The 26,289-nt window shown below is 59.6% G+C and carries 27 protein-coding genes; 2 read left to right on the forward strand and 25 right to left on the reverse strand.

The window, feature by feature from the left end; genetic code table 11:
- Positions 1-156 precede the first annotated feature (156 nt).
- The 24 genes from FFM81_RS17470 to FFM81_RS17585 all read right to left on the reverse strand — a co-directional run bounded on the left by FFM81_RS17470 (position 157) and on the right by FFM81_RS17585 (position 22,747).
- On the reverse strand, positions 157-996 hold the full coding sequence (locus FFM81_RS17470; protein ID WP_003570273.1) for a WecB/TagA/CpsF family glycosyltransferase: 840 nt from the start codon (positions 994-996) through the stop codon (positions 157-159).
- A 286-nt stretch (positions 997-1,282) separates the two neighbouring features.
- Positions 1,283-1,822, reverse strand: coding sequence for a hypothetical protein (locus FFM81_RS17475; protein WP_003570275.1), 540 nt, complete (start codon positions 1,820-1,822; stop codon positions 1,283-1,285).
- Positions 1,822-2,187 carry a hypothetical protein gene (locus FFM81_RS17480; RefSeq protein ID WP_003570277.1) on the reverse strand — a complete coding sequence of 122 codons (366 nt, stop codon included), beginning with the start codon at positions 2,185-2,187 and terminating at the stop codon, positions 1,822-1,824. The genes FFM81_RS17475 and FFM81_RS17480 overlap by 1 nt, the downstream gene beginning before the upstream one ends.
- A 121-nt stretch (positions 2,188-2,308) precedes the next feature.
- Positions 2,309-2,872, reverse strand: coding sequence for a rod-binding protein (locus FFM81_RS17485; RefSeq protein WP_025415348.1), 564 nt, complete (start codon positions 2,870-2,872; stop codon positions 2,309-2,311).
- 31 nt (positions 2,873-2,903) lie between these two features.
- On the reverse strand, positions 2,904-3,317 hold the full coding sequence (locus FFM81_RS17490) for a hypothetical protein (RefSeq protein ID WP_025415347.1): 414 nt from the start codon (positions 3,315-3,317) through the stop codon (positions 2,904-2,906).
- 7 nt (positions 3,318-3,324) lie between these two features.
- Positions 3,325-4,077, reverse strand: a complete 753-nt coding sequence (gene fliR, locus FFM81_RS17495; protein WP_003570283.1) for a flagellar biosynthetic protein FliR — start codon at positions 4,075-4,077, stop codon at positions 3,325-3,327.
- Complete coding sequence (gene flhA, locus FFM81_RS17500; protein ID WP_025415346.1) at positions 4,074-6,161, reverse strand: flagellar biosynthesis protein FlhA; 2,088 nt, start codon at positions 6,159-6,161, stop codon at positions 4,074-4,076. Before flhA ends, fliR begins: the two co-directional genes overlap by 4 nt.
- A 90-nt stretch (positions 6,162-6,251) precedes the next feature.
- Positions 6,252-6,518 (reverse strand): flagellar biosynthesis protein FliQ, encoded by a 267-nt coding sequence (gene fliQ / locus FFM81_RS17505; RefSeq protein WP_003570287.1) that lies wholly within the window; start codon positions 6,516-6,518, stop codon positions 6,252-6,254.
- An 88-nt stretch (positions 6,519-6,606) separates the two neighbouring features.
- Positions 6,607-7,056: a flagellar hook assembly protein FlgD gene (flgD, locus tag FFM81_RS17510; protein ID WP_003570290.1), complete on the reverse strand. Its 450-nt coding sequence runs from the start codon at positions 7,054-7,056 to the stop codon at positions 6,607-6,609.
- Positions 7,047-7,496 carry a flagellar biosynthesis repressor FlbT gene (gene flbT, locus FFM81_RS17515; RefSeq protein WP_003570292.1) on the reverse strand — a complete coding sequence of 150 codons (450 nt, stop codon included), beginning with the start codon at positions 7,494-7,496 and terminating at the stop codon, positions 7,047-7,049. The genes flgD and flbT overlap by 10 nt, the downstream gene beginning before the upstream one ends.
- Positions 7,493-7,840 (reverse strand): flagellar biosynthesis regulator FlaF, encoded by a 348-nt coding sequence (gene flaF, locus FFM81_RS17520; RefSeq protein WP_003570294.1) that lies wholly within the window; start codon positions 7,838-7,840, stop codon positions 7,493-7,495. Before flaF ends, flbT begins: the two co-directional genes overlap by 4 nt.
- A gap of 36 nt (positions 7,841-7,876) precedes the next feature.
- Positions 7,877-8,929: a flagellar hook-associated family protein gene (locus FFM81_RS17525; protein WP_003570296.1), complete on the reverse strand. Its 1,053-nt coding sequence runs from the start codon at positions 8,927-8,929 to the stop codon at positions 7,877-7,879.
- A gap of 3 nt (positions 8,930-8,932) precedes the next feature.
- Positions 8,933-10,420, reverse strand: a complete 1,488-nt coding sequence (gene flgK, locus FFM81_RS17530; RefSeq protein WP_003570298.1) for a flagellar hook-associated protein FlgK — start codon at positions 10,418-10,420, stop codon at positions 8,933-8,935.
- 19 nt (positions 10,421-10,439) lie between these two features.
- A complete protein-coding gene (locus tag FFM81_RS17535) occupies positions 10,440-11,741 on the reverse strand; it encodes a flagellar hook protein FlgE (protein ID WP_003570300.1) in 1,302 nt (433 codons plus the stop codon).
- A 125-nt stretch (positions 11,742-11,866) separates the two neighbouring features.
- On the reverse strand, positions 11,867-12,538 hold the full coding sequence (gene rem / locus FFM81_RS17540) for a transcriptional activator Rem (RefSeq protein ID WP_003570302.1): 672 nt from the start codon (positions 12,536-12,538) through the stop codon (positions 11,867-11,869).
- 280 nt (positions 12,539-12,818) lie between these two features.
- Complete coding sequence (locus tag FFM81_RS17545) at positions 12,819-13,376, reverse strand: lytic transglycosylase domain-containing protein (RefSeq protein ID WP_003570303.1); 558 nt, start codon at positions 13,374-13,376, stop codon at positions 12,819-12,821.
- Entirely contained in the window at positions 13,324-14,763 is a 1,440-nt protein-coding gene (fliK, locus tag FFM81_RS17550) for a flagellar hook-length control protein FliK (protein ID WP_138385022.1), read from the reverse strand. Before fliK ends, FFM81_RS17545 begins: the two co-directional genes overlap by 53 nt.
- Positions 14,760-16,055: a chemotaxis protein MotC gene (motC, locus tag FFM81_RS17555; RefSeq protein ID WP_138385021.1), complete on the reverse strand. Its 1,296-nt coding sequence runs from the start codon at positions 16,053-16,055 to the stop codon at positions 14,760-14,762. The genes fliK and motC overlap by 4 nt, the downstream gene beginning before the upstream one ends.
- 4 nt (positions 16,056-16,059) lie before the next feature.
- Positions 16,060-17,403: a MotB family protein gene (locus FFM81_RS17560; RefSeq protein WP_138385020.1), complete on the reverse strand. Its 1,344-nt coding sequence runs from the start codon at positions 17,401-17,403 to the stop codon at positions 16,060-16,062.
- Positions 17,400-18,029, reverse strand: a complete 630-nt coding sequence (locus FFM81_RS17565; protein ID WP_003570310.1) for a hypothetical protein — start codon at positions 18,027-18,029, stop codon at positions 17,400-17,402. Before FFM81_RS17565 ends, FFM81_RS17560 begins: the two co-directional genes overlap by 4 nt.
- Positions 18,030-18,231: 202 nt before the next feature.
- Positions 18,232-19,194, reverse strand: a complete 963-nt coding sequence (locus FFM81_RS17570; RefSeq protein WP_138385019.1) for a flagellin N-terminal helical domain-containing protein — start codon at positions 19,192-19,194, stop codon at positions 18,232-18,234.
- A 299-nt stretch (positions 19,195-19,493) separates the two neighbouring features.
- Positions 19,494-20,405 carry a flagellin N-terminal helical domain-containing protein gene (locus FFM81_RS17575; RefSeq protein WP_003570312.1) on the reverse strand — a complete coding sequence of 304 codons (912 nt, stop codon included), beginning with the start codon at positions 20,403-20,405 and terminating at the stop codon, positions 19,494-19,496.
- A gap of 246 nt (positions 20,406-20,651) precedes the next feature.
- Positions 20,652-21,560, reverse strand: a complete 909-nt coding sequence (locus FFM81_RS17580) for a flagellin N-terminal helical domain-containing protein (protein ID WP_003570313.1) — start codon at positions 21,558-21,560, stop codon at positions 20,652-20,654.
- 281 nt (positions 21,561-21,841) lie between these two features.
- A complete protein-coding gene (locus FFM81_RS17585; RefSeq protein WP_003570315.1) occupies positions 21,842-22,747 on the reverse strand; it encodes a flagellin N-terminal helical domain-containing protein in 906 nt (301 codons plus the stop codon).
- A 432-nt stretch (positions 22,748-23,179) separates the two neighbouring features.
- Between FFM81_RS17585 and FFM81_RS17590 the strand changes: the two genes are divergently transcribed.
- Entirely contained in the window at positions 23,180-25,096 is a 1,917-nt protein-coding gene (locus FFM81_RS17590) for an O-linked N-acetylglucosamine transferase, SPINDLY family protein (protein ID WP_037092330.1), read from the forward strand.
- A gap of 64 nt (positions 25,097-25,160) precedes the next feature.
- Here the strand turns inward: FFM81_RS17590 and FFM81_RS17595 are convergent, their stop codons facing one another.
- A complete protein-coding gene (locus FFM81_RS17595; protein WP_003570320.1) occupies positions 25,161-25,637 on the reverse strand; it encodes an Lrp/AsnC family transcriptional regulator in 477 nt (158 codons plus the stop codon).
- 104 nt (positions 25,638-25,741) lie between these two features.
- Here FFM81_RS17595 and FFM81_RS17600 point away from each other — a divergent pair, with 104 nt between their 5' ends.
- The gene (locus FFM81_RS17600; protein ID WP_138386306.1) at positions 25,742-26,275 is read left to right on the forward strand and encodes an RBBP9/YdeN family alpha/beta hydrolase; all 534 of its coding nucleotides are present in this window, start codon (positions 25,742-25,744) and stop codon (positions 26,273-26,275) included.
- Positions 26,276-26,289 lie beyond the last annotated feature (14 nt).

The following is a 26,289-nucleotide window of genomic DNA, read 5'->3' on the forward strand; positions in this document are numbered from 1 at the left end:
AGGATGGCCGAATTCGCTCATCCACTGATGCAGATGATTAAGCCAGTCTAAATATTCATGGCAAAGAAAAGGTTAACCGCAGCGTGTAAGAACTATGGCCCTTAAATCGGCATCGATTTAAGAACAGCTCTTCCAGAGCTACAAAGTGCCGGAGCGTCAGCTCGCTTTCTTGCGGTCCGACGGCGGCTGCAGCACGGTGTGATGCTCTTCCGGCTGGCTGAGGATCCTTTCACGCCGCTGGAAGCGGTAGCGCAGGACATGGAAAAGGAAGATCGGAATGCCGATGATATAGCGGCGCCAGAGGCGCGAGGGTTCCTGCATCATACGATAAGCCCATTCCAGCCGCATCATCCGCACCGTCTTCGGGGCGCGCGGGACGGCGCCGGAAACGAAGTCGAAGAGAGCGCCGACGGTCAGCACCAGGCGGGCGTGATCGGCACGGATATTGTCGTGGACCCATTTTTCCTGCAGCGGTGTTCCCATGCCGACGATCAGGATATCGAGTTTCTGCCGCTCGATCTCCTCGGTAACCGCGGAGGAATCGACCTTGTCGAAATAGCCGTCGGAAACGACGACGAATTCATGCCAGGGCGTGTGTCGCCGGAAATTTTCCGCCGCCGCCTCGACGACCGAAGGTGCACCGCCGATGAGACCGATGCGGCGCGGGGCTTCCATGAAGGTGAGGAAGGCCGGCACGAAATCGGTGCCATTCAGGTTGGCGGGAAAGGGCGAACCATGGGCGATCTGCGATGCGATGTTGAGTCCGATGCCATCCGGCAGCACCAGATTGTGCGACATGATCCGGTAATATTCATCGTCGCGCAGTGCCGTCAGCATGTTATGGGCGTTGACGAAGCAAACCACGGTCTGGCCGACGGGAATGGAAGCCAGCTCGTTGATGAAAACGAGGGCGTCATCCCAGCCGAGATCGCAGACCGGCAGATCGAAGATCGTCCGCCGCGATGCGAGCACCGCGAAGTTTGCAATCAGATTCATTCCCACCTCCTGCCGAGGATGCTTCATGCGCCCGACATCCCGGAAAACAAGCCCACACCTCCGCCACCGGGTCTCGAAAGCCCCGGTCGCGTCCCGCCGTGACGGCGTCGCCCCGATTTCGGAAGCGGCACGCCAAGCTGTGTCAGCTGGTATAACAGGACGGGTTCAAACAACCCTTAGGAAAATTCCTTGAATTTCCCTGCTCGCATAAGTGGTTTGTTAACCACGCGCGCCAACGACAAACGACGCCCTACGGCGCCGTTTGTCGTTGATGATATGAGGATATTTAGTGGGCGGCCGGTGCCGGCGCTTCGCCGGCCGGTGCGGCCTCGACGATCTTGACAGCTGTGCCCACCTTCTTCGGCTGACCAGCGGAGCTTTCCTTGACTTCTTCCTTGGAGAGATAGTCGAGCTGCTCCAGCATCACGTCGGCGACATAGTCGCCGCCGAGGCGCTCATTCATGCCCTTCTTGATCTCTTCGCGGAAGGCCTTCGGATCGAAGGATTTGATGTGGGCGATATCGACCATCTTGTTGCCGACGAGCAGGCTGAAAAGCTCGTCCGTGGTCATCTCGGCCAGCGGCAGCGTCACGCCCTTCAGCATCTCCTTGTTCATCATGAAGGAAACGCGGCCGAGGAAATAGCCGGTGATCGCGCCGTTGCCGATGATCGGTACCGTGATGGTTTCACCCTTTACCAGTTCCAGCGCGCTTTGCTTGGAATCGGATGCCGCGGGCGCCGGCGCGGTCGCCAGGTACACCGACAAATAGACCGATGCCAAGGTGATGGCGCAAACCCATACACCGGTGAGGACGAGCTTGATCATCAGTTTCCACGCGCGGCGAATTGTTCCTGGGAATAGGTGCCGTCGGCGTCGGCGTCCTGAACGGCGTTCTTCAGCAGATCGGCGACAGCGCGAACCGCTTCGAGATGCGCCTCGACCCGGCGGGCATTGAGAACCAGCTTCTTCTTCAGGCCGTGCAACTGATCGAGGTGGGCAGCGGCAAGCTCGGCCGGATCGGTGTCGCGAAAGAGCATCGACAGCTCGTAGAGGCAGCGGCTCTTATGCGCATTGGAGACCTTGAGATCGAACTGCGGATCGCTGCCGATCCGGGTGTTCTCATTATCGATGATCATTTCGAGGCGTCCGAGAACGGATTTGATCCTGTATTCGTTCGAAACTATTTCCATTGTACCCTCGGTTATGCGTCGCTTAGAGCATGATGCCGAAAACTGTCCGCGGTTTTCGGACGCATAATGCTCTAACCCTTAATTGAGAACTGGATTCAGATTTTGGGCCAACGAGCCTAAATCATCCTGTTCTATCGGTCTTGGCGTCGGCCGTCGGCGTGCCAAATGTCTTGCGCTGGAAGTCGTCGATCATGCTGATCGCAGTGTTGCGGTCATGATCATCGGTCGAGGCATTGACGATCTTGGCTTCCTGCCGGCGCAACTGCTCGCTGTACATCTGCTTGGCGATGCCGATGCCATCACCCTTGGCCATGGTGTTGCCGAGCTGCTCGGCCATCATGCCTTTCCAGATATCGCCGGTCGCGCCCTTGCCGTAGACCTCCTCGCTTTCGCTCGGCAGCATGGACTTGACGAAATTCTGCAGAACCATGGCCTCGAACTTCCGGTAGCTTTCCGGCACTTCCTCAGCCTTGGTACGGTTCTGGATGTTGTTGAGGCCGCTCTTCTGGCCGATATGGTCGAGAACATCGACCGTATTGGAAAAGCCCTTGCCGTTCTCGGCGAGGCTCGTTGCGGCAAAGGCCGCACGATTTGCCTTCAATTTTTCCTGGGCCACCTGAACCTCCATGGGGTCGGCAGCTTTGACAACGTCCAGGACCAGATCACTGGGGGGCGAAATAGCCACGTTACAATCCTCTAATTTAAGATCGTAACGACTATGGGTTTCGAAGCTTGCTGGAGGCTGGCGTTGCGAATTGCTGATCGATGACATCATAGACGGCATTATCGTCGGCCTCGCGACGCTCGGCCTCAAGGGCCTCTTTCATGCCTTCTTCGAAACGGTCGCCCTTGGCGCGCTCGCGCGCCAGCCGCATCTCGTGGACCTCCTGCATGCCGGTCAGCTGCTTGTCCTTGATGCTGAGCCTGCCGAATCGGTCGGCGTAGTTCTGCGAGAAGGCATGGTGGACCGGGTCCATCGAGCCGAGCGCGACGATGACGTCGTCCATCGCCGCATTGACTTCGACGCGCTGGCGGCTGGTTTCGGCCAGATCGTTCTCGGCCATTCTTTCGATATGCCGCTGCACCGAGAGCAGTCGCTTGAGCTTCTGGGAGCGGTTCCTCTCGACCATGACAGCCTCATCGCCCGATATAGATGGAGCCGAAGGACTGGCCGAACTGGCTGACCAACGCCGCAATCGAGAAATAGATCAGGAACAGCCCGCCCATCAGCAGATAGGGTGTGGAGATGAAGTAGACCGGGATCTGCGGCGCCAGCTTGTTGATGAAGCCGATCGAGACGTTGAAGATCAGGCCGTAGATCAAAAACGGGCTCGACAGCCGCAGCATGATGTAGGTGGTCTGCTCCAGCGTATCGGTAAATGAGATGAGCGTCGCGCGCATCTGCATCAAGCCGCCGAAGGGCATGGTCGTGTAGGAATCGACCAGCGCCCGAAAGACGATGTGATGGAAATCCATGATGAAGAGGATCATGATGCCGGCAAAGGTGATAAAGGCGGACAGGCTGGTCTCCGGCGTATCTTCGATGATGTCTGCGGAGCCCGGCTGGGTATAGCCGACCATCATGGCGAGGATCGTCGCGGCGAACTGCATGCCTAGCGTGTAGATTCGCGCCAGCATGCCGTACATCACGCCGATCAGCGATTCGCTGAAAATCAGGCCGATATAGGTTGCCGAACTGGTGTGGACGGCCGGATAGACCGTGTCCCAAAGCAGCGGCATGACGGCGATCGATAGCGCGCCGGCGATGAAGACGCGCAGCTGTTCGGGCACGCGCGCCGAGGAAAAACCCGGAAGAGCCAGCACACAGCCACCGATCCGGCAGAAAACCAGAAACAGCGCGAGAACGGTCCCTTGCGGGTCTGTTATCATGAAATAGAGCCCAAAATCTTTATCTCGATGCCCTTGGCCAGTTCGACATGCGACAGGACCGGGAGCGTGGCGAACAGCCGTTCGATGATCATGCGCACATAGGAGCGTGTTTCCGGCGACGTGACAAGGGCGAATGGCAGGCCGCGATCCATGAACTCACGGATAACTTTGGTGGCCTGCTCGCTGAATTCTTCCAGGCTGCGCGGGTCGATGTCGAATTCGATCACCTCGCCCTTGGCGTCGCGCTTCAGCGCCTGGTGAAAAGCGAGATCCCATTTGCTGCCGAGCCTCAGCACGCGCAGCACGCCATTGTCGGCGAGGTCGCCGCAGAGCTGTTGGGCCATGCGGATGCGGACATGCTCGACGATCTGCTCGGTCTTCCTGACATGCGGGGCAAGCTCGGCCACCGCTTCGAGAATGAGGTGCAGGTTGCGGATCGAGACGCGTTCAGCAAGCAGGAGCTTGAGCACCGCCTGCAGGCCCGAATAGGACATGTGCGACGAGCAGATCTCGTCGGCGAGCTTCTTGTATTCAGGATCGAGCCGGTCGATCAGCACCTTGACGTCCTTGTAGGACAGAAGCTGCGGCAGGTTGTTGCGGATGACCTCGCTCATATGTGTCAGCACGACGGAGACGTTGTCGATCGGCTGGAAGCCCTCCCGCTTCAGATCGTCGGCAAAATTTTCGAGGATCGAGACGGCCGGCATGCCGAAGGCGGGTTCGCGGATTTCGTCGCCGGGAATGCTGGGCTTGCGGCCGGCGCCGGTGACGACGAGGACCTCGCCGACCCGCAGCAGGTTGGAGGCAACCGTCGTGCCGTGGATGCGGATCTGGTAGGACTTCTCGGCGATGGCGATATCATCCGTCACCTTGATCTCGGGCACGACGAAGCCGTATTGCGTGGCGAATTTCTTGCGCATCTTGCCGACGCGGAAAGCGAGCTCCTGATGAGCGCCGAGCAGGCGCGTCGAGACCATCTTGCCGAGTGCGAGTTCGATCTCGGAGGTGCGCAGCACCGACTTGACCGAATCCTTTTCCAGTTCCTTGCTCTGGACGACCTTCTTTTCCTCCTGTTCGCGGCGAAGCATGTTTTCCGCCTCGACCTGACGGGGAATGAACCATGCGCCGAAGGCAAGAAGGCTGCCGAGGATCATGAAGGGGACAAACGGCAGGCCCGGCATGAGGGCGAGGACAAACATCAGAACGGCCGAGACCGAGAGCGCACGGGGATAGCCGCTCAGCTGGTTGACGACAGCCTGGTCGGTGGAGCCGGTGGTGCCGCCGCGCGAGACGAGCAGGCCGGCGGCCAGCGAGACGATGAGGGCCGGCATCTGCGAGACCAGACCGTCGCCGACGGAGAGCTTGACGAAAACATCGGCTGCTTCGCCGATCGGCATACCGTGGCGGAAATAGCCGATGATGATGCCGCCGAAGACGTTGATCGCGGTAATGATGAGGCCGGCAACGGCATCGCCGCGCACGAATTTCGAGGCACCGTCCATCGCACCGAAGAAGGAGCTTTCCTCTTCGAGCTCCCTGCGCCGGCGCTGGGCTTCCTTCTCGTCGATGATACCAGCCGAGAGATCGGCGTCGATCGACATCTGCTTGCCGGGAATGGCATCGAGGGTGAAACGCGCGCCGACTTCGGCGATACGCGTGGCGCCCTTGGTGATGACGATGAAGTTGATGGTGATGAGGATCAGGAAGACGATCAGACCGATGACGAAGTCGCCGGACATGACAAGGCTTGCGAAACCGGCGATGACGCCGCCTGCTGCATCGTGACCTTCATTGCCGTGGGACAGGATGACGCGGGTCGTCGCGATGTTCAGCGCCAGCCGGGTCATCGTCGCGATCAGCAGAATGGTTGGGAAAGACGAGAAATCGAGCGGTTTCTGGATCCACAGCGCGACCATCAGGATCAGCACCGAAAAGGCGATCGAGAAGGCCAGTCCCATGTCGATCAGGAAGGCTGGGATCGGCAGGAAGAGAATGCAGATGATGCCGATGATGCCAAGGGCAAAACCCACATCGCGTAGGCTCGGGGCAACTTTCGGAAGGGGGAGTGCAGGTGGTTGCGCCATATCGATTCCGTCTCTTCATGAGAGGAGGCGGACATGCAGTCCGCCCAATTCGGATCGAGACTTAAATGGCGAAGCTTGCGCGAAGTTGGCTCAGAAGCCCGACTGGATGCGCGAGAAGACCAGATTGGTGAAAATGGAGATCTGCGAGCCGACGAAGGGGGCGGTGACGCCGACCACGACCAGCACGGCGACGATCTTCGGCACGAAGGTCAGTGTTGCCTCCTGCACCTGGGTCAGCGCCTGGATCAAGGCGATGACGAGACCCACTACCATCGCGGCGAGGACCGCCGGACCGGAGGCTATGAGCACGGTCCAGATCGCCGCTTGGAACAGATCCAGTGCATCAGCTTCATTCATCTGAAGGCAACCTCATATCGCCTTGAAGCGGCCCCGCCATGTTAGGGGCCGCGATTGATTGGATTATCCGGCGCATCGCGCCGTAGCATCAGGACTCGCTGCTGTCCGTTGTCGTGGTGGTCGTGGTCGGTGCCTGGCTGGCAACAGTGATTCCCGCCTGCACGAGTATCTTACCGCCATCCTTGGTCGTCGCAATGATGCCGTCGGAATAAACTTTGACGGAATCGACGATGCCTTTGACAGTGCCGTCGGCGCTTTCCATGTATTTTCCGACGTAGCTGCTTGCCTGGGTGAGGCTTGAGCTCGACAGAAGCGTATCCAGCTTGGTGTTGGTCTGGATCGTCTGCTCGACCTGCGAGAAACTTGCCAGCTGTGACATCTGCTCGCTGGCATCGACCGGATCGGTCGGATCCTGGTTCTTCATCTGCGCGATGAGCAGCTGGAGGAAATTGTCGTAGTTCAGCGTCGCCTTCTTCTGGGCCGAACTCGTCGAGTTCGATGTCGAAGTGCTCACGCCTGATGTTGCATCTACCGCCATGGTGCAATCTCCCTGCGAATCTGCTCGACCATCGTCGGCGGCATTTCGTGGTTGTTGAGGATATTGTCTTCGATTGCATAGAGGCCGCGGATGGCCTTCAGCGCGTCGAAAGCGCGGCCGGTCGAGACGAGTGCATCGATGCGCTTCAGTTCGGCGAGGATTTCCTCGTTCTTGAAGCAGGTGAGCAGCATGGTGATCGACTTGCGGAACATCGCCGTCGAGTGGTCCTTGCCCTCGGGATTGATGAGGATCATCTGCGCGATGAAGTAGAGCTGACGCAGCGGTGTGGTGGCGCCTTCCGGCTGGAGGACGTGGTTTTCGAGAAGGAACGTCACATCATTCAGGAATTCCAGCGCGACCTTCCGGTCGACGCGCAGGACGGCGCCGTTGATGAAGATTCTTTCTCCGGCTTTCAGAGAAATGCGAAGTGTACTTTTCATTTAAGTCCATCCCTGATGATGGTGGTAACGTCGATGATGCCCTGGTAATTGTTCGACAGACGTTTTCGGATCCTGTCGCATTCCTTCAATATCCAGATCGCAATCGAGATGAGGTTGGCCCTGAGCTCGATCTCCAGCTGGTTGTCGGGATGTTTCAGATCCTCGATGAAGCTGATCCAGACCCGGCGCGTATAAAACAGGGCTTCGATGGCTTCCCGACCGTATTTTTCCTTATCGCGCGCCAGCGACAGCAGGTCTATGGACCGGTCAAGGACCTGCCATTCCCGCTCTTTCGCGTCGGCCACCGAGTCCTGCATGACTTCGGCATAAGAGAACTGATACATTCATGCATCCTTCTTAATCTTGCGCGCCTTTGATCATCAAAGGTAGTTTACGAGACTCAACTGCTGGATCTTCGAGACGATCGTGTAAGCCGTTTCAAGCTGCGTTTCCAAAGTCTTGACGAGGGTCGATGCCTCGTAGGGATCGACGCCCTGGAGATCGACGAGCTTGTTCTTGATAATATTCGACTGGGCGTCGAGGGCGTCGTTGGACTTCTTGACGCGCTCCTGGGAAAGGCCGAGCTGGCTTGCCTGCGTCACGAGGCCGCTGGTCGCCTTCGTGGTGTAGGTGATCGCCTGCTTCGACACCGTGCTCATCGCATCGGCACTGAGGTTCTGGCCGAGCAGCGCCGAGGTCATCACCGAGGCGAGCGCCATGTAGCGCATGCCTTCGGAATTGGCGTTGGTCGAGGATTCGATCACTTCGGAATTGCTGATGCGGCTCGTCATGTTCTGGCTCGATGCCTGCGACCAGCCGGTCGTCGCATTCGTCCAGTTTGCCTGGCTGAACATCGGCTCGACCGTCGTCGTGATGAAGGTCTGCATTTCAGCGCCGGTGAGAGCGCTGACCGCCTTCGGCGGGACGAGAGCGCCGGCATAGGTGTTCAGTGCTGTGACGATGGCCGCACTCGTCGCCGTCGTCTTGTCGGTCAGCGGCTGCACATCGGTGTTGATGCCCGAGAACAGATATTCGCCATTCACCATTGTATTGGCCGTGTCCATCATGGTGGACAGAGCGCTGGTCGCCGACTGGATGGCGACGGTGACGCTGCCGGGATCGTGGCTGCCCTGGAGCGCCGTCAGCTTCGAAACCAGGCCGTCGCCGACGTCCTTCATCTTGGAGAGGCCGAGCTGCGAGGATTCCATGCGGGCGGTGACGAGCGAATTGCTTGCTTTGATCGAGTCGATCCGGTCGGTTTCGCGGCTGAAGTCGACGCTTCTCGCGGCATTGCCGCCGAGCGAGACACCGATATCCGCATAGACACCCGTCGTTGCTTCCATCGTCGCCTTGGTCATTTGGTTCTGCGCCTGACGGATCGTCAACCGCATCGCATTCTGAATGGCCGAACTTGAAATAAATGAGCTCTTCATGGCTTAACTCGCAATATCCAGCAATGACTTCAGCATTTCGTCGACGGCATTCAGAATCTTGGTCGCCGCCTTGTAGGACTGCTCTATGTCGAGGAGCAGCGTCAGTTCCTCGTCGAGGTTGACGCCGGTCTCATTGGAATAGGCTTCATCGGAGCGCGACAGCGCCGCCGAGCTGTTCTCCGCCGCCGTCGTGGCGTTGCTGCGGTACTGCTCGAGCCAGCCGAGGGAATTGGTGGCATATTCCATGATGCTGACGTTGGAATCGATGCCGGTCGTCGCGTCGAAACCGACCGCTGGTCCCGCTGCCGGGTCGAAATCCATGTCGGAGCCCAGCGCCGTGTAGAGACGATCGAGCTCCGTCGTATAACCGCTGAGGTGGGTGGGATTGCTGACGAGGCCGTTGGCATTGACGCCGCCATCACGCAGGCGCATCGGATCGCCGCCCTGCGAGGTGATGACGCGGCTGCTGACGGTGATGGTCGAGGCCATGCCGGCAACCGCGGTGGCGCCAGTATCGACCGTACCGCCGCTCCAGGTGAAGAGGCCGGGCACATAGGCCGGGCCGGCTGCCGTGTTCTGCTCCTTGAAAAGCGAGACCAGGCCACGGGCGATTTCATCGAGCTGCTTCTGGAAGTTGGGGGCGATCTCGTCACGAACCTGGAGGAGCGACTGGAGGCTTCCCTGCCCCGTCGTCGTCGATCCGCTGCCGCGCGCAAGTGCGACACCGTCGATATAGACCGAATTTCCGACCGTGGTAGCGGTGTAGACGTCCTGAGACTTGAACGTCACCTTGCGCGGGACCGTCTCGAAAAGGATTGTCCCGTCGGAGGTGCTCAGCACCATGTCGTTGTTGTCGCGCGTCGTCGTGTTGACGCCGACGATCTGCGAAATCTGCTTGAGCGCTTTCTCGCGCTCGTCGAGCGCGCCCGATGCATCCGCACCCGAGGCCGTGGCGGTCTTCACCGCATTGTTGGCCTTCTCGAAGTCGCTGAGCAGAGTATTCAGTTTATCGACGTCGGTGGCGATCTGCTTGTCGGCGGTGGCGCGGACGTCCTGCACGGATTGCGAGGCATTGTTCAGCGAGTTGGCGACATCCTGTGCGGCAGTGATCGCGCCCTGGGCAGCAACCGTGCTGCCCGGCGTCGTGCGGAAGGCCTGAAGCTTCTGCTGGAAAATCCCGAGATAGGTGGATGGCGACGTTTCGTAGTCGTTGCCACCCATGATCGACTTGAGGTCCTCGAGGCCGCCCAGCAATGCCTGCTGGGCGCTGTCCTGTGAGGAGGTCTTCAGATATTGGCGCAGCAGGGCATCTTCCTGTGCCCGGTCGATCTTGACGACCTGCGCGCCGTTCAAGGACGTGGTGAGCATCGCCTGTCGGCGCACGTAATCTTTGTTGCCCGCGTTCGAGATATTGTTCGATACGACACTGCTCTGCGTGCCGGTATTGTTGAATATGTTCTGCGCGGTATTAAGTGCGGATGTGAGCGACATAGCTTACCCGTTACCCTGCTTATCTCTTGAGGTTGACGAGAACGTCCATGATGTCGGAACCCGTCTGGAAGACTTTGGAATTGGCGGTATAGCTGCGCTGCGATTCGATCATCTCGGTCAGCTCGCCGGCAAGATCGACGTTCGAACCTTCAAGAGCGCCCGATTTGATCGTGCCGAGGCCATTGGTCTGCGGGAAGCCGGTGACGGTGACACCCGACTGGCCGTTGGCGCTGTAGACGTTGCCGCTCATCAGCGTCAGCTTGTCCGGGCTTGCGACGTTGGCGAGCGGGATGCGATAGAGCGGCTTGGTGCTACCGTCTTCATACTTGGCGTAGACAATGCCGTCGCCATCGATCGTGACGTCCTTGACCGGGGTCGCCGCCTGGCCGTTCGGCGTGCCAGTGCCGGCAAAGGCGGCGCCGAGCTGCGTCAAGCCGGAAAAATCCATCGCGATCGTCTGGCCGGTCACCGTATCGGCGATGTTAACGGCACCGCTCGAGGTCATCTTGCCGTTGGCGTCAAAGGTGAGCGTGCCCGTGCCGACGGCGCCACCGGCGGTGTAAGGGAAGGATGTCGTGCCGCCGACCGCCGCATTGGCGTTGCGGAACATCGCAACTTCCCAAGTGGCCGCTGTTGCGGGCGGTGCCGGCGGCGGTGCCGCCGCGACCGAGGTCTTGGTGAAATAGAAGTCGTACATCACCTTGTTGCCGAGACGGTCGTAGGCGACCATCGAGACCTTCTTGGTGTCGGCCGTCGTAGTGGCAAGGTTGGCGCTCGGAGCCGTCGCAGGCGCGACCGGGATATTGGCGTTGGAATCGAGATTCCCCTTGAAGACACCCGACGTCGAGGCGATGGCGGTCAGCCCGTCCTGGCTGACGTTGACGGGAACGAGGCCATCGAAGCCATTGACGACAACGGCGGGGGAGCCGGAGTCGTAGGAATACCCCATCAGCTGGAAGCCGGCGGCATTGACGAGATTGCCTTCATCGTCTTTCTGGAAGTCGCCGGCGCGGGTCAGAACCGGCGTACCGTCGGCACCCTGAACGATGAAGAAGCCGTCGCCCGAAATTGCGAGGTCGGTGCCCGAGGTGGTGTAGGAGATGTCGCCCTGGTCGGAGACGGCCTGGCGGACCGAGGATTGAACGCCGCCCGAATTGTAGTTGCCGCCCGAGGAAGGCAGGACCAGCGACGAGAAGCTCGTCGACACGGCCTTGTAGCCGGTGGTGTTCACGTTGGCGATGTTGTCGGCGACGGTGCTGAGGCGGTTCGCCTGTGCGTTCATCCCCGATACCGCCGTCTTCATGCTGCCGAAAATGCTCATCTGAAAACCTCGTTTTACCTGTTAAACTCGAGAGTATTTGTCGGGCCTTGCGTGAAGCTGTCTGTCATGGCGCACTGCCAGGCTAATATCGAGGTTCAGCCGGGCGCCGCCGCCCGGCCGGAAAATCAGGCCCAGTCGATGCAGTAGCCAAGGAAGCGCTTGGAATCGACCGGATCGACGCCGAGCTTTTTGCGCAGCTTCTTGCGCAGCTTCGAGATATGGCTTTCGACGACGTTCTCTTCGACCTCTTCATCGAAGATGCCGTAGATGGCGTTGAAGATCTGGGTCTTGGTGACCCGGCGACCGCGATTGGCGATCAGATATTCGAGGATGCGGCGCTCGCGCCGGGGAAGCGCGAAGACTTCGCCGTTGATCTCGGGGTCCCGACCGTCCGAGAAGACGCGGATCCCGCCGATTTCGGTGTAGTTGGCGATCGCCTTCAGCCGGCGCCGGATCGCAGCCGCCCTTGCGAGGATTTCGCGCGGGTGCACCGGTTTGCGCACCACGTCGTCGACGCCGCAATCGAACAGCGCAAGGGTGTTTTCGAGAGAGGGCTGGTCGCTGACCGCAATCACCGGCGCCATCGACCGGTCCCGGATCGCCCGGGGGAGTTCGAGGTTGCGCTGGCCCTGACCGATCAGGAAGGCCTCGACTGCCGCTATATCGGAATCGGCGGCGGTCTGTACCCACTCGCCGAATTCGGTTGGATCAAAGCCGGTGGAGGGAATGCCCTCACGGCCAAACAGAGATGTGTATCCATCTTTCACGAGCTCACGCTCATCAACCACGACGATCATTCGTCCGCCTCCGAATCAGTGTGGCACTTCAATGATCTATGGGTACGAATCGTGCGAATCGGCGACAACTCGTTAAAGTTAATGGCAGAAACTAATAATTGATTAAGATCCGGGTGGCGATTTGATCTATATCTAGTGGGTCTGGCATTTTGTGCACACCAAAATTTCGTGGAAAAGTTAACACTCCCTTAATTATGACTTGCGCACGCGATTCATGCCGGATTCCTGCCATATTGTGACACAGTTTCGTCACAATAGGCCTCTTCTATTTTTGGTTGAATCAATTTCGACAAAAGTTACTCGCATTGGGAGTCCACTTGCCGTAACCCGTGGCGACCAGATTGGCGATGACGCGACAGACATATTGCTTCTGCGCGGGGTCGTTGTTGGGTCCGGCATGGTATCTAGCTACCGCCATTGTCCATGTCTCGTGACGGTCATGCAGGTTGCGGAGGAATTTCGCCGCATACTCGACGTTGCGATGCGGGTCGAACATGTCCTCGGCCGAACCGAAATTTTCGCCATGATAGTAGTGGTTGATCTGCATGCAGCCGATGTCGATGAGCTTGGCGCCGCTGCTGCGGGCGACATCGAACTGCCGCATGGCGTCCTGTTCGGAAGGCGGAAAGAGCGCCTTGCCTTCGACGTTCATGGCATAGGGATAAAGCGAGCCCTTGCGGCCAGTCTCCGTCAGGCCGACCGAATAGAGAATCCCTTCCGGGATGCCGTATTTGGCAGCTGCCGACTGGATCTCGCGTTCGCAGGCGCCGGTCGAGGCCTTCGCCTCAGAGGTAAACGCCGCCAGTGCCGCCGCTGCGGCCAGCAGAAACGTCTTCAATACCGGTCTCGCCTGCACCATTGAAGCCTCCGTCCGTCCGCTGTGCCGTCTGATTGTGGCGCTCGCGCGCCTCGCCGCCCTGCCCCTGCTGGGCGAGCGACTGCTGCTGGGAGGCCTGGCCCTGGCTGCCTGCCTGATTGCCGGCGTCGCTACGCTCGACCGGCGCCATGCTGATGGTGACGTTGTCGACGGCATAGCCCTGGCTGCGCAGAGCTTCGAGAATCTTGCCGTGATCTTCCTTCATCTGACGATAGGCCGCGCCGGTTTCGACCTTGAGGTCGACGTTCAGGGCGTCGCCGGACAGACGCATGGTCGCCGTCACCATGCCGAGATCGAGCGGGTTCATCTGGATCTTCAGCGTATTGACCACCTTGCCGGTGCTGGTAAATTCCGCCGCGTTGGAGAGCGCCGAGCTCGGTTCCATGGCGCGCGCCCATTCGGAATCGCCCGAGAGAGCGGCGGTGACGGCGGCCGAATTCGAGTTCTGCATCAGGCCGATGTAGCGGCGCGATTCAAGGACCGAAACGTTTTCGACATCGGCCTTCTTCGCGCCGTCCTTCGGCCCGGCCTGATCGGTGCCGAGGTGAACATCCATCGACACGCCACGGCCATCGGCGCGACTGATCCTGAACGTCCTGCCGTCGGCGGCTTCGGCACTCTCCGATCCGGGAACCTTGACTTCATCCGCCTTGCCGCTATCAGCTTTGCCGCTGACGGCCGCCAGGGCGTCGGATGCATGCCCGCCTGCCTTGGCGTCGATGCCCTCGATCTTCTTGCCGGCCGTCTCGAGTTCATCGGCGTTGGCGGAGGCGTGGGCACCTGCTGCCGCCTGCAAAGCGACCGCGCCGTCGACAGGATCCTGTTTTAGCAGGCCGAGGACATCGGAAATACCGCCGTCGTCGTCCTCGCTGTCCTGGTCAGTATCGGTCCGCAATGCATCGGCTTTGCCGTGCTTGCCGCCTTTGGCCGCCTGAACGACCTCCTCGGCCGAGCGGTCCTTCGCGTCAAGCTTGCCGAAGGCGAGATCCGCCGGCATCTTAACCGTGGCCTTTGCAGTCTTTACCGCGGCCTTTACGACATCGGCAATCGTCGCCGGCTGCACCTCGGCCTGCGCCTTCAGCGCGGCGTCGCCGAGATCGATCAACGGCTTGCCGCCGCTGCGGCTGCGGATTGTCCGCGCCGTGTTCTCGGCGCCGGCATCGGCAACCCCGCCCTGCTGCGCATCGTCGGCGTCGTCATTGACGGCACCGTTGCTTGCCTTGGCAAGCGCATCGGAGAAGCCGTTCTTCTGGCCGGCGGCATCGTCTTTGCCCATCGGCCGTGCAGATTTTGCAGCCGCGGCGGACTCCGCACCGGCGGCTCCGCCCAAGACGCTCATATCCATCATTGTTCGTTGCCTTCCTGCGCCAGAAGACCGTCGATCTCGTCGAGCTTGGACCGATTGGTCGTCACAAATGCGTTGAATGAGGGGTCGGTACCCTGGCTCTGGCCAGTCGATGCCACACCTCCCGGAACAGGCTCGGGAAGCGCGCCCGGCGCTCCCGGTTGCGGAGCTATAGCCGCAGCCTTTTCAGAAGTGATTTCCTGATCAGAAGTGTTAGGGTTGGAGGCTTGCGTCAGGCTTGCCGGGTCGGGAGCGCGCAGGATCTGCTCGGCGACCGATCGGGCCGCCTCCTGCAGCGCCTGATCCCGCGGCGAAAGCGCGTCGCCGGCGATGCCGCTGACATTCTTCGCCGCCCGGTCGATATCCTCCGTGGGAAGGCCGGCCATGCCGCCATAAAAGTCCGCCAGCGGACCAAAGACATTGTCGGTGCCGGCGCCAAGCGACTGCACACGCTCGACCGCCATATGGGCCAGCTCCGGCTTGCCCGCGATCGCGGCAGCGCGGGCGATGCGCAGATAGACCTCGCGCTGGCGCGGCGCATCCATGAAGGACAGGATGTCGATGACTTCCTGCGGCTTGACGGCATGGTCGTGGCCGACGACGAGCGTGACGAAAAGATCGGCGAACTGGCTGGCATAGGGCGAATGCAGGAAGCGCCTGATATAGCGCTGCGAATAGGCCATGCCCCGGTCGAGCATCCCCTTGTCGACGCAAATGGCGACGGAGCGGCGCAACGCCGCCTCCTCGACGATCGTACCCGGTGCTGCAAGGCGGGCCTGGTCATAGAGATCCAGCGCGTCTGTCGGCTTTGTCGCGATCAGCACGTTGCCGCCGATCAATGCCAGGTAAGGGCCGATTTTCTTGTCGCGGTATTCCCTGGCCGTCTCCTCCAGCGTCTTGGCGACGAGCAACCCCTTGCCGCTCAGATATTTTCTGAGCACATCGGTGACACGATTGTCGAAATAGCCGTTGACGTCGTGGGAAATCAGATATTCGAGCGTCTGCGGATTGCCACCGCTCATCGCGTAGATCAGCGCCGCATCGACGTTGCGGTCGTCATCGAAGACCGCCGTGTCGACGGTGCGCAGCCGCTCGTCGATCGTGCCGAGCATGAAGCGCTGCATCTCGCCGGCCGAATGATCGCCGGCGACGACGGAATCCTGCACGAACTGCAGCGATCGCAGCATCTTGTACGGCGCCAGATCATCCGGATCCTGCGCCCTGCCTGCAGCCGGCGACAGCATCGCCAGGCCAAGCGCCACAAATCCGACATAGCGATGCTGCCGACGCGCCATCTTGTTATCCTCGATCCGCCTGCACCAGGATCTCGATCCGGCGGTTGGTCGCGTTGAACGGGTCGGACGGCAGCTTCAGCCGGCGGTCGGCAAAGCCCGAGACCTGCGAGATGCGTTTTTCGTCGAGCCCGCCGCGCACCAGCATGTAATAGGCGCTCTGGGCGCGATCCATCGAAAGCCGCCAGTTCTCGTTCTGCGTGCCCTTATACGGGCGCCCGTCGGTGTGGCCGCGGATGGCGACCGCGCCACCCCTCTCCTTCAGAATCGCGCCGATCTTTTCCATGGCGCGCACCATCTCCTGGCGGGGAACCGCCGAACCGATATTGAACATCGAGTCGTCGTTCTGGTCGGAGATACTGACCAGCAATCCACCTTCGGATGCCGTCACGGTCAGGCCTTCGGCCAGCTTGCCGGCGACGCCGCCGATCTGCTCAGCGATCTCAGCTTGCAGCTGCTCTGCGTCTTTCTGCTGTTGCTGCTCGGTCTGGGCCGCGCTCTTGTCCGCATCCTTCTGATGATCGGCGTCATTCTGCGCTTCGGCCTTCTTGTCCTCAGCCTTCCTATCGCCAGACTTCTTGTCGTCCGGCGCCTTGCCGTCCTTGTCGGCCGAGCCCTTGTTTTCCTTAGCTTCTTTGGCTTCTTGGCCGGCCTTCTGATCGGTGGCCAGCGGGATCGGCTTCATATCCTCGACCTTCGCGACCTCGGTTGCGCCGCTCTCGGCCGCTTGCTCGTCGGTCTTGCCGGGAGGCGCGGATTTCCCGGCCGTCGTCACTTCGACCTGCTTGGTCCAGAAATCCGGATCGAAGGGATCGCGATAGGCTTCGCCGCCATCGGCGCCAGTGGCCGGGCCGGAATCGGCGGCGCCACCATCGCCCTTGGCGCTGACATTGGCCTGCTGGCCGACTTCCTGCGCGATCTCGGCCAGAACCGAATAGGGGTTTTCGAAGAAATCGGCCTCGGAATAATTGGTCTGGTCGCCTGATGTCGATGTCTGGTCGTCGCCATCCGCCGAAGCCTTGCCGTCGTTCGGATTTTCTTCCTTCTGCTTAGACTTCTCCTGCTTCTCCTCGCCTTCGGCGTTGTCGACGGGCTTCTTCAGGCCCTTTTCGGTCGGCTTTTCATCGGAGAGCTTGATCGGATTAAAATAGGTCGCGACCGAGGCCTTGGTCTCCTCGTTGGCGGCATTGACCAGCCACATGACCAGGAAGAACGCCATCATCGCCGTCATGAAGTCGGCATAGGCAATTTTCCACGCACCGCCATGGGCGCCATCGTGATCACCGCCGCCATGTCTCTTGACGATGATGATCTCGTTCTTGCCGTGATGGTGGTTTTCGCCTTCGCTCATTCGAGAACTTTCTTCAAGCTGGCTGCCCAGGCGGACATACGGGTAACGATGACGGATTCGCCGATTTCGACGGCAAGATCGATATCGTCAGTCTCAAGGTGTCGTACCGACCCGGCATGTTCACCGAGTTCGGCCTTCAATAGATCGAAAAGCCGGGTTGGCCCGCGGACGAGAATCGGACCGGCGGCACCCTCGAGGATCGCCTCGCGCAGCAGAACGGCGAGGCTTTCGGCAGCCTTGGCGGCAAGCGCTTCGGACATTACCGGCGCGATGGCGATGGCGGCACCGGCGCTGACCAGTTGCGCCACCTCTTCGGCGATATCGCGGACGCGGGAGGCAATGATCGCTGCGGCCTCGACTTCGTAGCGAAGCTTCAGCTCTTCGAGCTCACGCGCGTGAACCTCGGCCAGCGTCTGCGCCTCGCGTTCGTGTTTTTCGGTCAAATCAGCGGTCGCTGCGGCATGACCTTGCGCATAGGCGTCGCGGCGCTCCGCCTCGACGTCGATCGCCGGTTCGCTCGGCATCTCGGGAAAACCGTCGCCGCCGAAATCGTCCATCTCGATGATCGGCGCTGACGGTTCCGGTTCACCGAAATCCTTCAAATACCGGGAAAGCGTAATGCTCATAAAAAACCATCCAGCATTCGGGAGGCATGCAGCATATCCACCCCCGCTCAAAACGACTTTGCGCACCGGCATGTCGCTTCGAAACGGGCAAGGGCTTCACCTTGCGCCGGCACGAATTTCGGACGATGCCTTCATGCCGGAAACTAGGAAGTCAAACTTGCGCGAGGATGAATGACGCCGCCATCCGCGATCGCGCCCACCTTTATTCCAGCAGGATCAGAATCTTGCTGGAAGCCGTGTTGAGGATCGAGATTGCTTCGACGGCCATCTGCTTCTGGGTTTCGATCGCCTTCTGCCGGATCGAAGCCTCGTCCATGTCGGTATCGACGAGCGCACCGACGCTCTTGTCGATCGAATCGGAGAGATCGGCGGTATAGTCTATCTGATCGTCGATGCGCGTTTTCATCACGCCGATGGATGCGGCTGTCGTCGTCAGCGAAGAGAGCAGCGAGTCGGTGACATCAACCATGTCGGTCAGTTGCGCATCGGTCGTATTCTTGCCGATGGCAATTTCCGTTCCTGCCGCCGGCGTCGTCGAATTGGCGTTCAGCAGGTAGTAGTTGCGCGCCGTCGCGCCGGTATTGTTGATCGCATTGGCATCGACCGCCTTGGTAAACAGACCGCCGCTCGCATTGTTCTTGTCGACCAGGATGGTCTGCGACGACGGGAAGTCGATGGTCCGGGCTTGATATTCGCCGGTCGGAGCGCGCACGAAGCTCGATATGACCGACCATGTCGGGGGCGCGGTGGTATTTCCGTTCAGAAGCCAGTTCTCCCCCGCAAACGAAGTCGATTCGACTATCGTCTGCAGCTGCTGCTTGTATTCGCTGATCTCGGCATTAATCTTGTCCTTGTCGGTGCCCGGCTCTCTTGCCGCAACCAGCTTGGCGCGAATCTGGCCCATAAGATCGATCGCCGAATTCATCGCCGTGTAGGTCGCGTCCACCTTGGCAGCCCCGAGACCGAGCGCATCCCCGATCGTTCCGAGATTGGTGCTGTCCGAGCGCATGACGGTCGCGACCGACCAGTAGGATGCATCGTCGGCGGCCGTCTCGATACGGTAGCCCGAGGAAACTTGCTGCTGGGTCTGGCTGGCTTCTTTGTTGATGCTGCGTAGCACCGCAAGCGCATTCACCGCGGCCGCGCTGGTAATCTTAACGGTCATCGACAGGGTCTCGGAATAAGGTCAAAGGGCAGGCCGGAATGCCGGCGGCGACTGACGTGGCGTCATGCCTCCGGTAGAGTTTCTACCGGCGTGTCGCAAAAGCAAATCAACTGAAAGTAAAGGTAACTCGATATCAACCTGTTGGGCAAGAGCACAGCACCGAACGCGGTGGGTCGATCACTATGCAATCCAAGCCATTGATATAAAACAAGAAAACCGCGCCGTTCGGGCGCGGTTCATAGGTTTTCTGCTTGTTGCCGGACGAAGGCGCAAGATTCGGTCCAGCTTCAGCGCCTGGTTTAGCTGCGGAACAGGGTGAGGATGTTCTGAGCGCTGGAGTTGGCGATCGACAGCGACTGGATCGCCAACTGTTGCTGCGTTTGCAACGCCGTCAGCTTACTCGATTCTTCCTCCATGTCGGCATCGACGAGGCGGCCGACGCCCGAGTCGATCGAGTCGCTGAGCGCGCCGACGAAATTTTCCTGCAGGTCGATGCGCGTGGAAATCGAGCCGAGCTGCGAGGCAGCCTTGGTCATCGCCTCCAGGCCGGCTTCGATCGACGTCAGAGCCATGGAGATCTCGACCGAGCCGAAGCTGCTGATGTCCATCGAGTAGATCGAGCCGATCGTACCATATGAGGTGCCGATAATGCCGGAGCTCGTCTCGATCGAGCCGACCGAGTCCATGCCGAAGAGGACGTTGCCCGTGGAGCTCGAGTCCAGGATGTAGTCCGTCGTCTTGACCGAGACATTGCCGTTGCCATCGCGCACGAAGGTGGAAACCACGCTCTTCGTGCCGTCAGCGCCGGCAACCCAGTTTTCACCGGAGAAGGAAGCCGATTGCGCAATGCTGAGCAGCTGCTGCTGCAGCTGGCCGATTTCTTCCTGGACCTTGGTCTTGTCGACACCCTTTTCGGTCGCGGCGACGATCTTCGCCTTGATTTCGCTGATGATGTCGATCGCGCTATCCATGGCGGAGTAAGCCGTGTCGACCTTGGCGGCGCCGAGGCCGAGAGCGTCGGAGACGGCGGAGAGAGCCTTGTTGTCCGATCGCATGGTCGTTGCGATCGACCAGTAGGCGGCGTTATCGGCGGCCTTTTCGACACGGTAACCCGACGATACGCGATTCTGCGTCGCCTCAAGGCCGTCATTGATTCCGCGGAGTGTCTGAAGAGCGGCCATCGCCGCAACGTTCGTCAAAATGCTGGTCATGAAATGATTGCCCCTTGTCGGCAGTTGATAAAAAGGGACATTCCGGAAAGCTACCGGGTACGGGGACCAGCCTCATGCCTGTTAACCGGTTCTTAAAATTGGTTAACCCGCCGTCTCGTTGACCTGAGAAAACAGCATTATGGTTAATCAACCGTTAACAGACATTAAAAAAGCCGCGCTCCATTGAAGCGCGGCTCGTTTCGTAGATGCCCGCTGGAGACCGGCGGGCCGATATTTTGCGGATTATTAGCCGCGGAACAGCGTGAGGATCGTCTGCGAAGAAGAGTTCGCGATCGACAGCGACTGGACGGCCAGCTGCTGCTGGGTCTGCAGGGCGCTGAGCTTGGAGGATTCCTCTTCCATGTCGGCGTCGACGAGACGGCCGACACCGGAGTCGATCGAGTCGCTGAGAGCGGATACGAAGTTTTCCTGCAATTCGATGCGCTTGGAGATCGAGCCGAGAGCAGCGCCGGCGCTGGTCATGGACTTCAGGGCAGCTTCGACGTTGGTCAGAGCCGACTGGATCTGGCCGAGGGTGAAGTTGGTGATGTCCATGGCGTAGACAGAACCGGTGGCGCCATTCGACGTGCCGAGGATACCCGTGGAGGTTTCCACCGCGCCGCCGCTCATGCCGAACAGAACGTTGCCTGCAGAGCTGTCGTCGAGAACGTAGTCGGTCATCACGACCGATACGGCGTTGGAGCCGTCACGGACGAAGGAGGCAACGACGTTCTTGGTGCCGTCAGCGCCGGCAACCCAGTTTTCGCCGGAGAAGGAAGCCGACTGAGCAACGCTCAGGAGCTGCTGCTGCAACTGGCTGATTTCTTCCTGGACCTTGGCCTTGTCGACGCCGTTTTCAGTGGCGGCAACCAGCTTGGCCTTGATGTCGCCGACGACGTCGATGGCGCTGTCCATGGCGGAGTAAGCGGTGTCGACCTTGGCGGCGCCGAGGCCGAGAGCGTCGGAAACGGCGGAAAGTGCCTTGTTGTCCGAACGCATGGTCGTTGCGATCGACCAGTAAGCAGCATTGTCGGACGCCTGGCCGACGCGATAGCCGGACGACACGTGAGCCTGGGTTGTCTGGAGACCCTGGTTGATGCCACGGAGAGTCTGGAGGGCTGCCATTGCAGCGTTATTGGTGTTGATGCTCGTCATAGTTTGTTTGCCCCTTGTTGGCAGATTTTAAGAAGGGACATTCCGGATTTTCGGCCGGCCCACAGCGATCAGCATCATGCCTGTTAACCATTCTCGTTAAGGTTAACTCGCCGTTTCGATGGGCCTAGAAAACAGCAAGATGGTTAAGGAAAGCTAAATTCAAAATGGAAATAATGTAAAAATATCTGACACTTAGAAGGATTTTCATTAACCTTATGTTAAAACATTTCGCGGCCGGGAATGACCCGGCCGCGAAACTTGAAAGCCTTTGCCAACCGCTCTTAGCGGAAGAGCGACAGGATGTTCTGCGAAGAGGAGTTCGCGATCGACAGCGACTGGATTGCGAGCTGCTGCTGGGTCTGCAGGGCGCTGAGCCTGGAAGATTCTTCTTCCATGTTGGCGTCGACGAGACGGCCGACACCGGAGTCGATCGAGTCGCTGAGAGCGTTTACGAAGTCGTCCTGGCTGTCGATACGCTTGGAGAGCGAGCCGAGAGCAGCGCCGGCGCTGGTCATGGACTTCAGGGCCGCTTCGACGTTGGTCAGAGCCGACTGGATCTGGCCGGCGGTGAAGCTGGTGATGTCCATCGAGTAGATCGAACCGGTCGCACCATTCGAAGTACCGAGGATACCCGTGGAGGTTTCAACCGCGCCGCCGCTCATGCCGAACAGAACGTTGCCTGCAGAGCTGTCGTCGAGAACGTAGTCGGTCGTGGTGACCGAAACGGCGTTGGAGCCGTCACGGACAAAGGAGGAAACGACGCTCTTGGTGCCGTCAGCGCCGGCAACCCAGTTTTCACCGTTGAAGGAGGCCGACTGAGCGATGCTCTTCAGCTGTTCCTGCAACTGGCTGATTTCTTCCTGGACCTTGGCCTTGTCGACGCCGTTTTCAGTGGCGGCAACCAGCTTGGCCTTGATGTCGCCGACGACGTCGATGGCGCTGTCCATGGCGGTGTAGGCGGTGTCGACCTTGGCAGCACCCATGCCGAGAGCGTCGGAAACGGCGGAAAGTGCCTTGTTGTCCGAACGCATGGTCGTTGCGATCGACCAGTAAGCAGCGTTGTCGGAAGCCTTTTCGACGCGGTAGCCGGACGAAACGTGGTTCTGCGTGCTGTTCAGGTTCTGGTTGACGCTACGCAGCGTCTGCAGAGCGGCCTGTGCAGAAGAATTGGTGTTAATGCTTGTCATAAATCTGTCCCCTGGAAACAAGATACAAAAAGGAGGACATACCGGACTAAGTACCGGCGATGACGGACCAGCTTCATGCTACTCGGCGCCTTTTTTTGTTTGGCCCAAACCCGTCATGTCCAGGGCAATCTCGCAGCCAATGCTTGCCAACTTCTTAAAAATGGAGGGTCCGAGCCGGCTCCTTACATCGCATAGTTAATGCCGGCTGAATCTATTTCTTCGCATGCTAACGTACCGGGAAAGAAACCATTTTCTCTCACGAAAGGAAGCGTCTTCAGGCGGCGCACCGGTTTCAAGCAAGCTTCACGTGGCAATGTGGCAGGTGCCGGGAAAGCATCATCGGATCGATCCACCCGTTTTCGGGGAGGACGGCTCGGGCGCGCGTCGGCGATCGACAGCCATGCCAGAACATTTCCTTCACGGAGTTGGGTTTTGAACAGCAAAGTTTCGTTCTCTGCGGCATCCAGAGATTACCAGGCGGGCCGCTACACACAGTCCTTGGCGACGCTCAACCAGCTCATGGATCTGCAGCAGGACGCCAAGACCTACGCGCTGCTGGCCAAGAACCTCGTGCAGCTCGGCTTCAAGGCCGATGCCGCGAAAGCCTATGGCCTGGCCGGCAACTGCGAAGGACCGAATGCCTACGAATACCAGAAACAGGCTGCCAAGCTGCATTATGAGATCGGCAACGAGGATGATGCTTTGCTGATTGCCATGCGCAACCTCGCCAAGGCACAGGACGACGCCGAACTCGCCTTCATCATCACCGCAATCTATCTGAAGCGCCAGCAGCGGGATATCATTCGCCCGTTCAAGACGGTGCTGTCACAGAGCGCCAATCCCGATCATATGCGCCTGGCAGCCCTGCTGCTGAGCGACGATCTGAACGACGCAACCAATCAGAGCCTTTCGCGCAACCTCTTCAAGCGGTTTCCCGGCAACCTTGCATTTCGCTTCCTGCACCTGGTTTTCGCCCGCGAATTCAATGAGTTCGAAGAGGCCAGCAAACATCAGGCGGTGATTGATGCTGCACTCGCAAAGGGCGATCTCGAGATCCTGCGCAAGGACAATCCGTTCTATCATCTGCACTGGTGCGGCAACGAAGACCACAACCGCTATGCAACGATCGGCACTACCCCCCTCAATCCGGAACGGGTGGCCTTCCGCCGCAACCAGCCGCACACATGGTCGGACAAGATCCGGATCGGCTACATGTCGTCGGACTTCTGGGATCGCCATGCGACGATGAAGCTCCTGCAGCGCATCCTGGAACTGCACGACAAGGACCGGTTCGAGGTGACGCTCTTCTGCCATACCGGCCCGGAATACCTGAAGCACAACGTTACCGACCGCAGCCGCTGGGGCCGGATCGTCGACGTTCACGGCTTCTCCGACCAGGCGGTGCTGGCAGTCGTGCGCGAGCACAATATCGACATCATGGTCGACCTGAAGGGCCATACCTCCGGCAGTCGCGCGACAGCCTTCAACCTGCCGCTGGCACCCGTACATGTCGGCTGGCTCGGTTTCCCCGGGAGCACGGTCAATATCGATCTCGACTACGTCATCGGCGACCATTCGGTATTGCCCGAGGTGGCCAAACCCTTCTACCATGAGAAATTCTGCCGGCTGCCGGAGAGCTACCAGCCGAACGACCCAATGCATCGCCCGAAGCCGCGCCCCGTCACCCGCGAGCAGCTCGGTCTGCCGGAAGAGACCTTCATCTTCGCCTCGTTCAACGGCAACCGCAAGATCACGCCGGAGACGATCGACAGCTGGTGCCGCATTCTCAAGCGGGCGCCGAACAGCGTGCTCTGGCTGATGGCGAACACGCCGCGCAACCAGGCGAACCTGTTGAAGCAGTTCCAGACGGCGGGCATTTCACCCAAGCGGATCATATTCTGCCCGCGCGCGCCTTACGAACAACATATCGACCGTCAGCAGGCCGCCGACCTCGGCATCGATACTTTCCCCGTCAACGGTCACACGACCACCTCGGAGCAGCTCTGGGGTGGCCTGCCGGTCCTGACCGTCAAGGGCACCAACTTCGCCTCACGTGTCAGCGAGAGCCTGCTCAGGGCGATCGACCTGCCCGACCTCGTCGCCAGCGACCTGCAGGCCTATGAGGATATGGCCGTTGAGCTGGCTGAGAACCCCGGGAGGATCGCAGAATACAAGGCGCATCTGAAAGAGAAGCGCTATATCGCGCCGCTCTTCGACGCCGAACGCTTCTGCAATCATCTGGAGCAGGCCTACGAAATCATGGCCGCGCGCGCCAAACAGGGTCTCGCACCCGACCACATGGACATTGCCGCGCTGCCGCCGCGCACGGCGCCATTCGGCGCCGAGTAAGGTTTTTCCGAGCCGGTATACCCGCCGAACAAGCTATTCGCTTCAGCGGGTATTTTTGCGAAAACTACGCCTTTGCAATCAGTTCACGCCCGATACGCTTAGGCGGCTCTTTGCGCAGAACGATGGCCGTCGTGACCGAACCATAGCGCGCGATAGCATCGACGATGCTTTCAAGGTCGGCGGGCGTCGGAACAATGACTTTCAGGTGAAAACAATCTTCTCCCGTCAGCCTCAGAACCTCGATAATCTGCGACATTTCGGAAAATTGCTTCAGGCATGTCTTGATATGCTCATGTGTGGTGCGTAGGCGAATAACCGCCATCATGCCAAGTCCGAGTGCGGCGGGGTCGATGACGGCTCGGTACGCCTCGATGATACCGCGTTCTTCGAGCCGTTTGAGACGCTCCGACGCTGCCGGTTGGGAAAGGCCGACCTTCCTTCCGAGTTCGGAGACGCTCATGCGTCCATCATCCTGCAAGAGCTCGATGATGGCGATGTCGGTTGGATCAAGATCTGGATTGGTATCGGTGCGCTTCGCCATCAACCTTCAATCTATCGGAATACTGCCTCGTTTTCCGATAGATGCCAATTTCGTTCAAAGGTGTAAATCGCCATACTTCCGCTGACGCTAGGAAGAGGCGAGATATGACCGAATTCATTCATCTGCCGGGTATCGGCAATTCCGGAAATACGCACTGGCAAAGCCGTTGGGAGGAGGCCGATCCAGCCATACGCCGTTTTACGCCGAGGAACTGGGATAAGCCGGATCTTTCCGACTGGATCGAAGCATTGGATGAGGCGGTGCGCGGAGCTAAAACACCGCCTGTTCTCGTGGCGCATAGCCTCGCCTGCCTGCTTGTAGCACATTGGCACCCGCTTGCACCTTCGCGGATCAAGGGAGCGTTCCTCGCCGCCGTGCCCGACCCTCTGTCCTCTAGCTTTCCTGCGGATGCTGCAGGCTTTGCAGATGTACCGGAAGCGCAGTTCGGCTTTCGATCGCTGATCGTCGCAAGCACCAACGATCCCTATGGTTCGCTGCCCTACGCCGAAACGCGCGCAAAGCAATGGGGCAGCGAGTTGAAAATCATTGGCGCTGCCGGCCACATCAATGGCCAAAGCGCTCTGGGTGACTGGCCCGAAGGTCTGGCATTGCTGACGGATTTCGCGAACCAAACCTAGCGGACACCGGTCCG

Source organism: Rhizobium hidalgonense (assembly GCF_005862185.2).
In the GTDB taxonomy this organism is placed as follows: domain Bacteria; phylum Pseudomonadota; class Alphaproteobacteria; order Rhizobiales; family Rhizobiaceae; genus Rhizobium; species Rhizobium hidalgonense.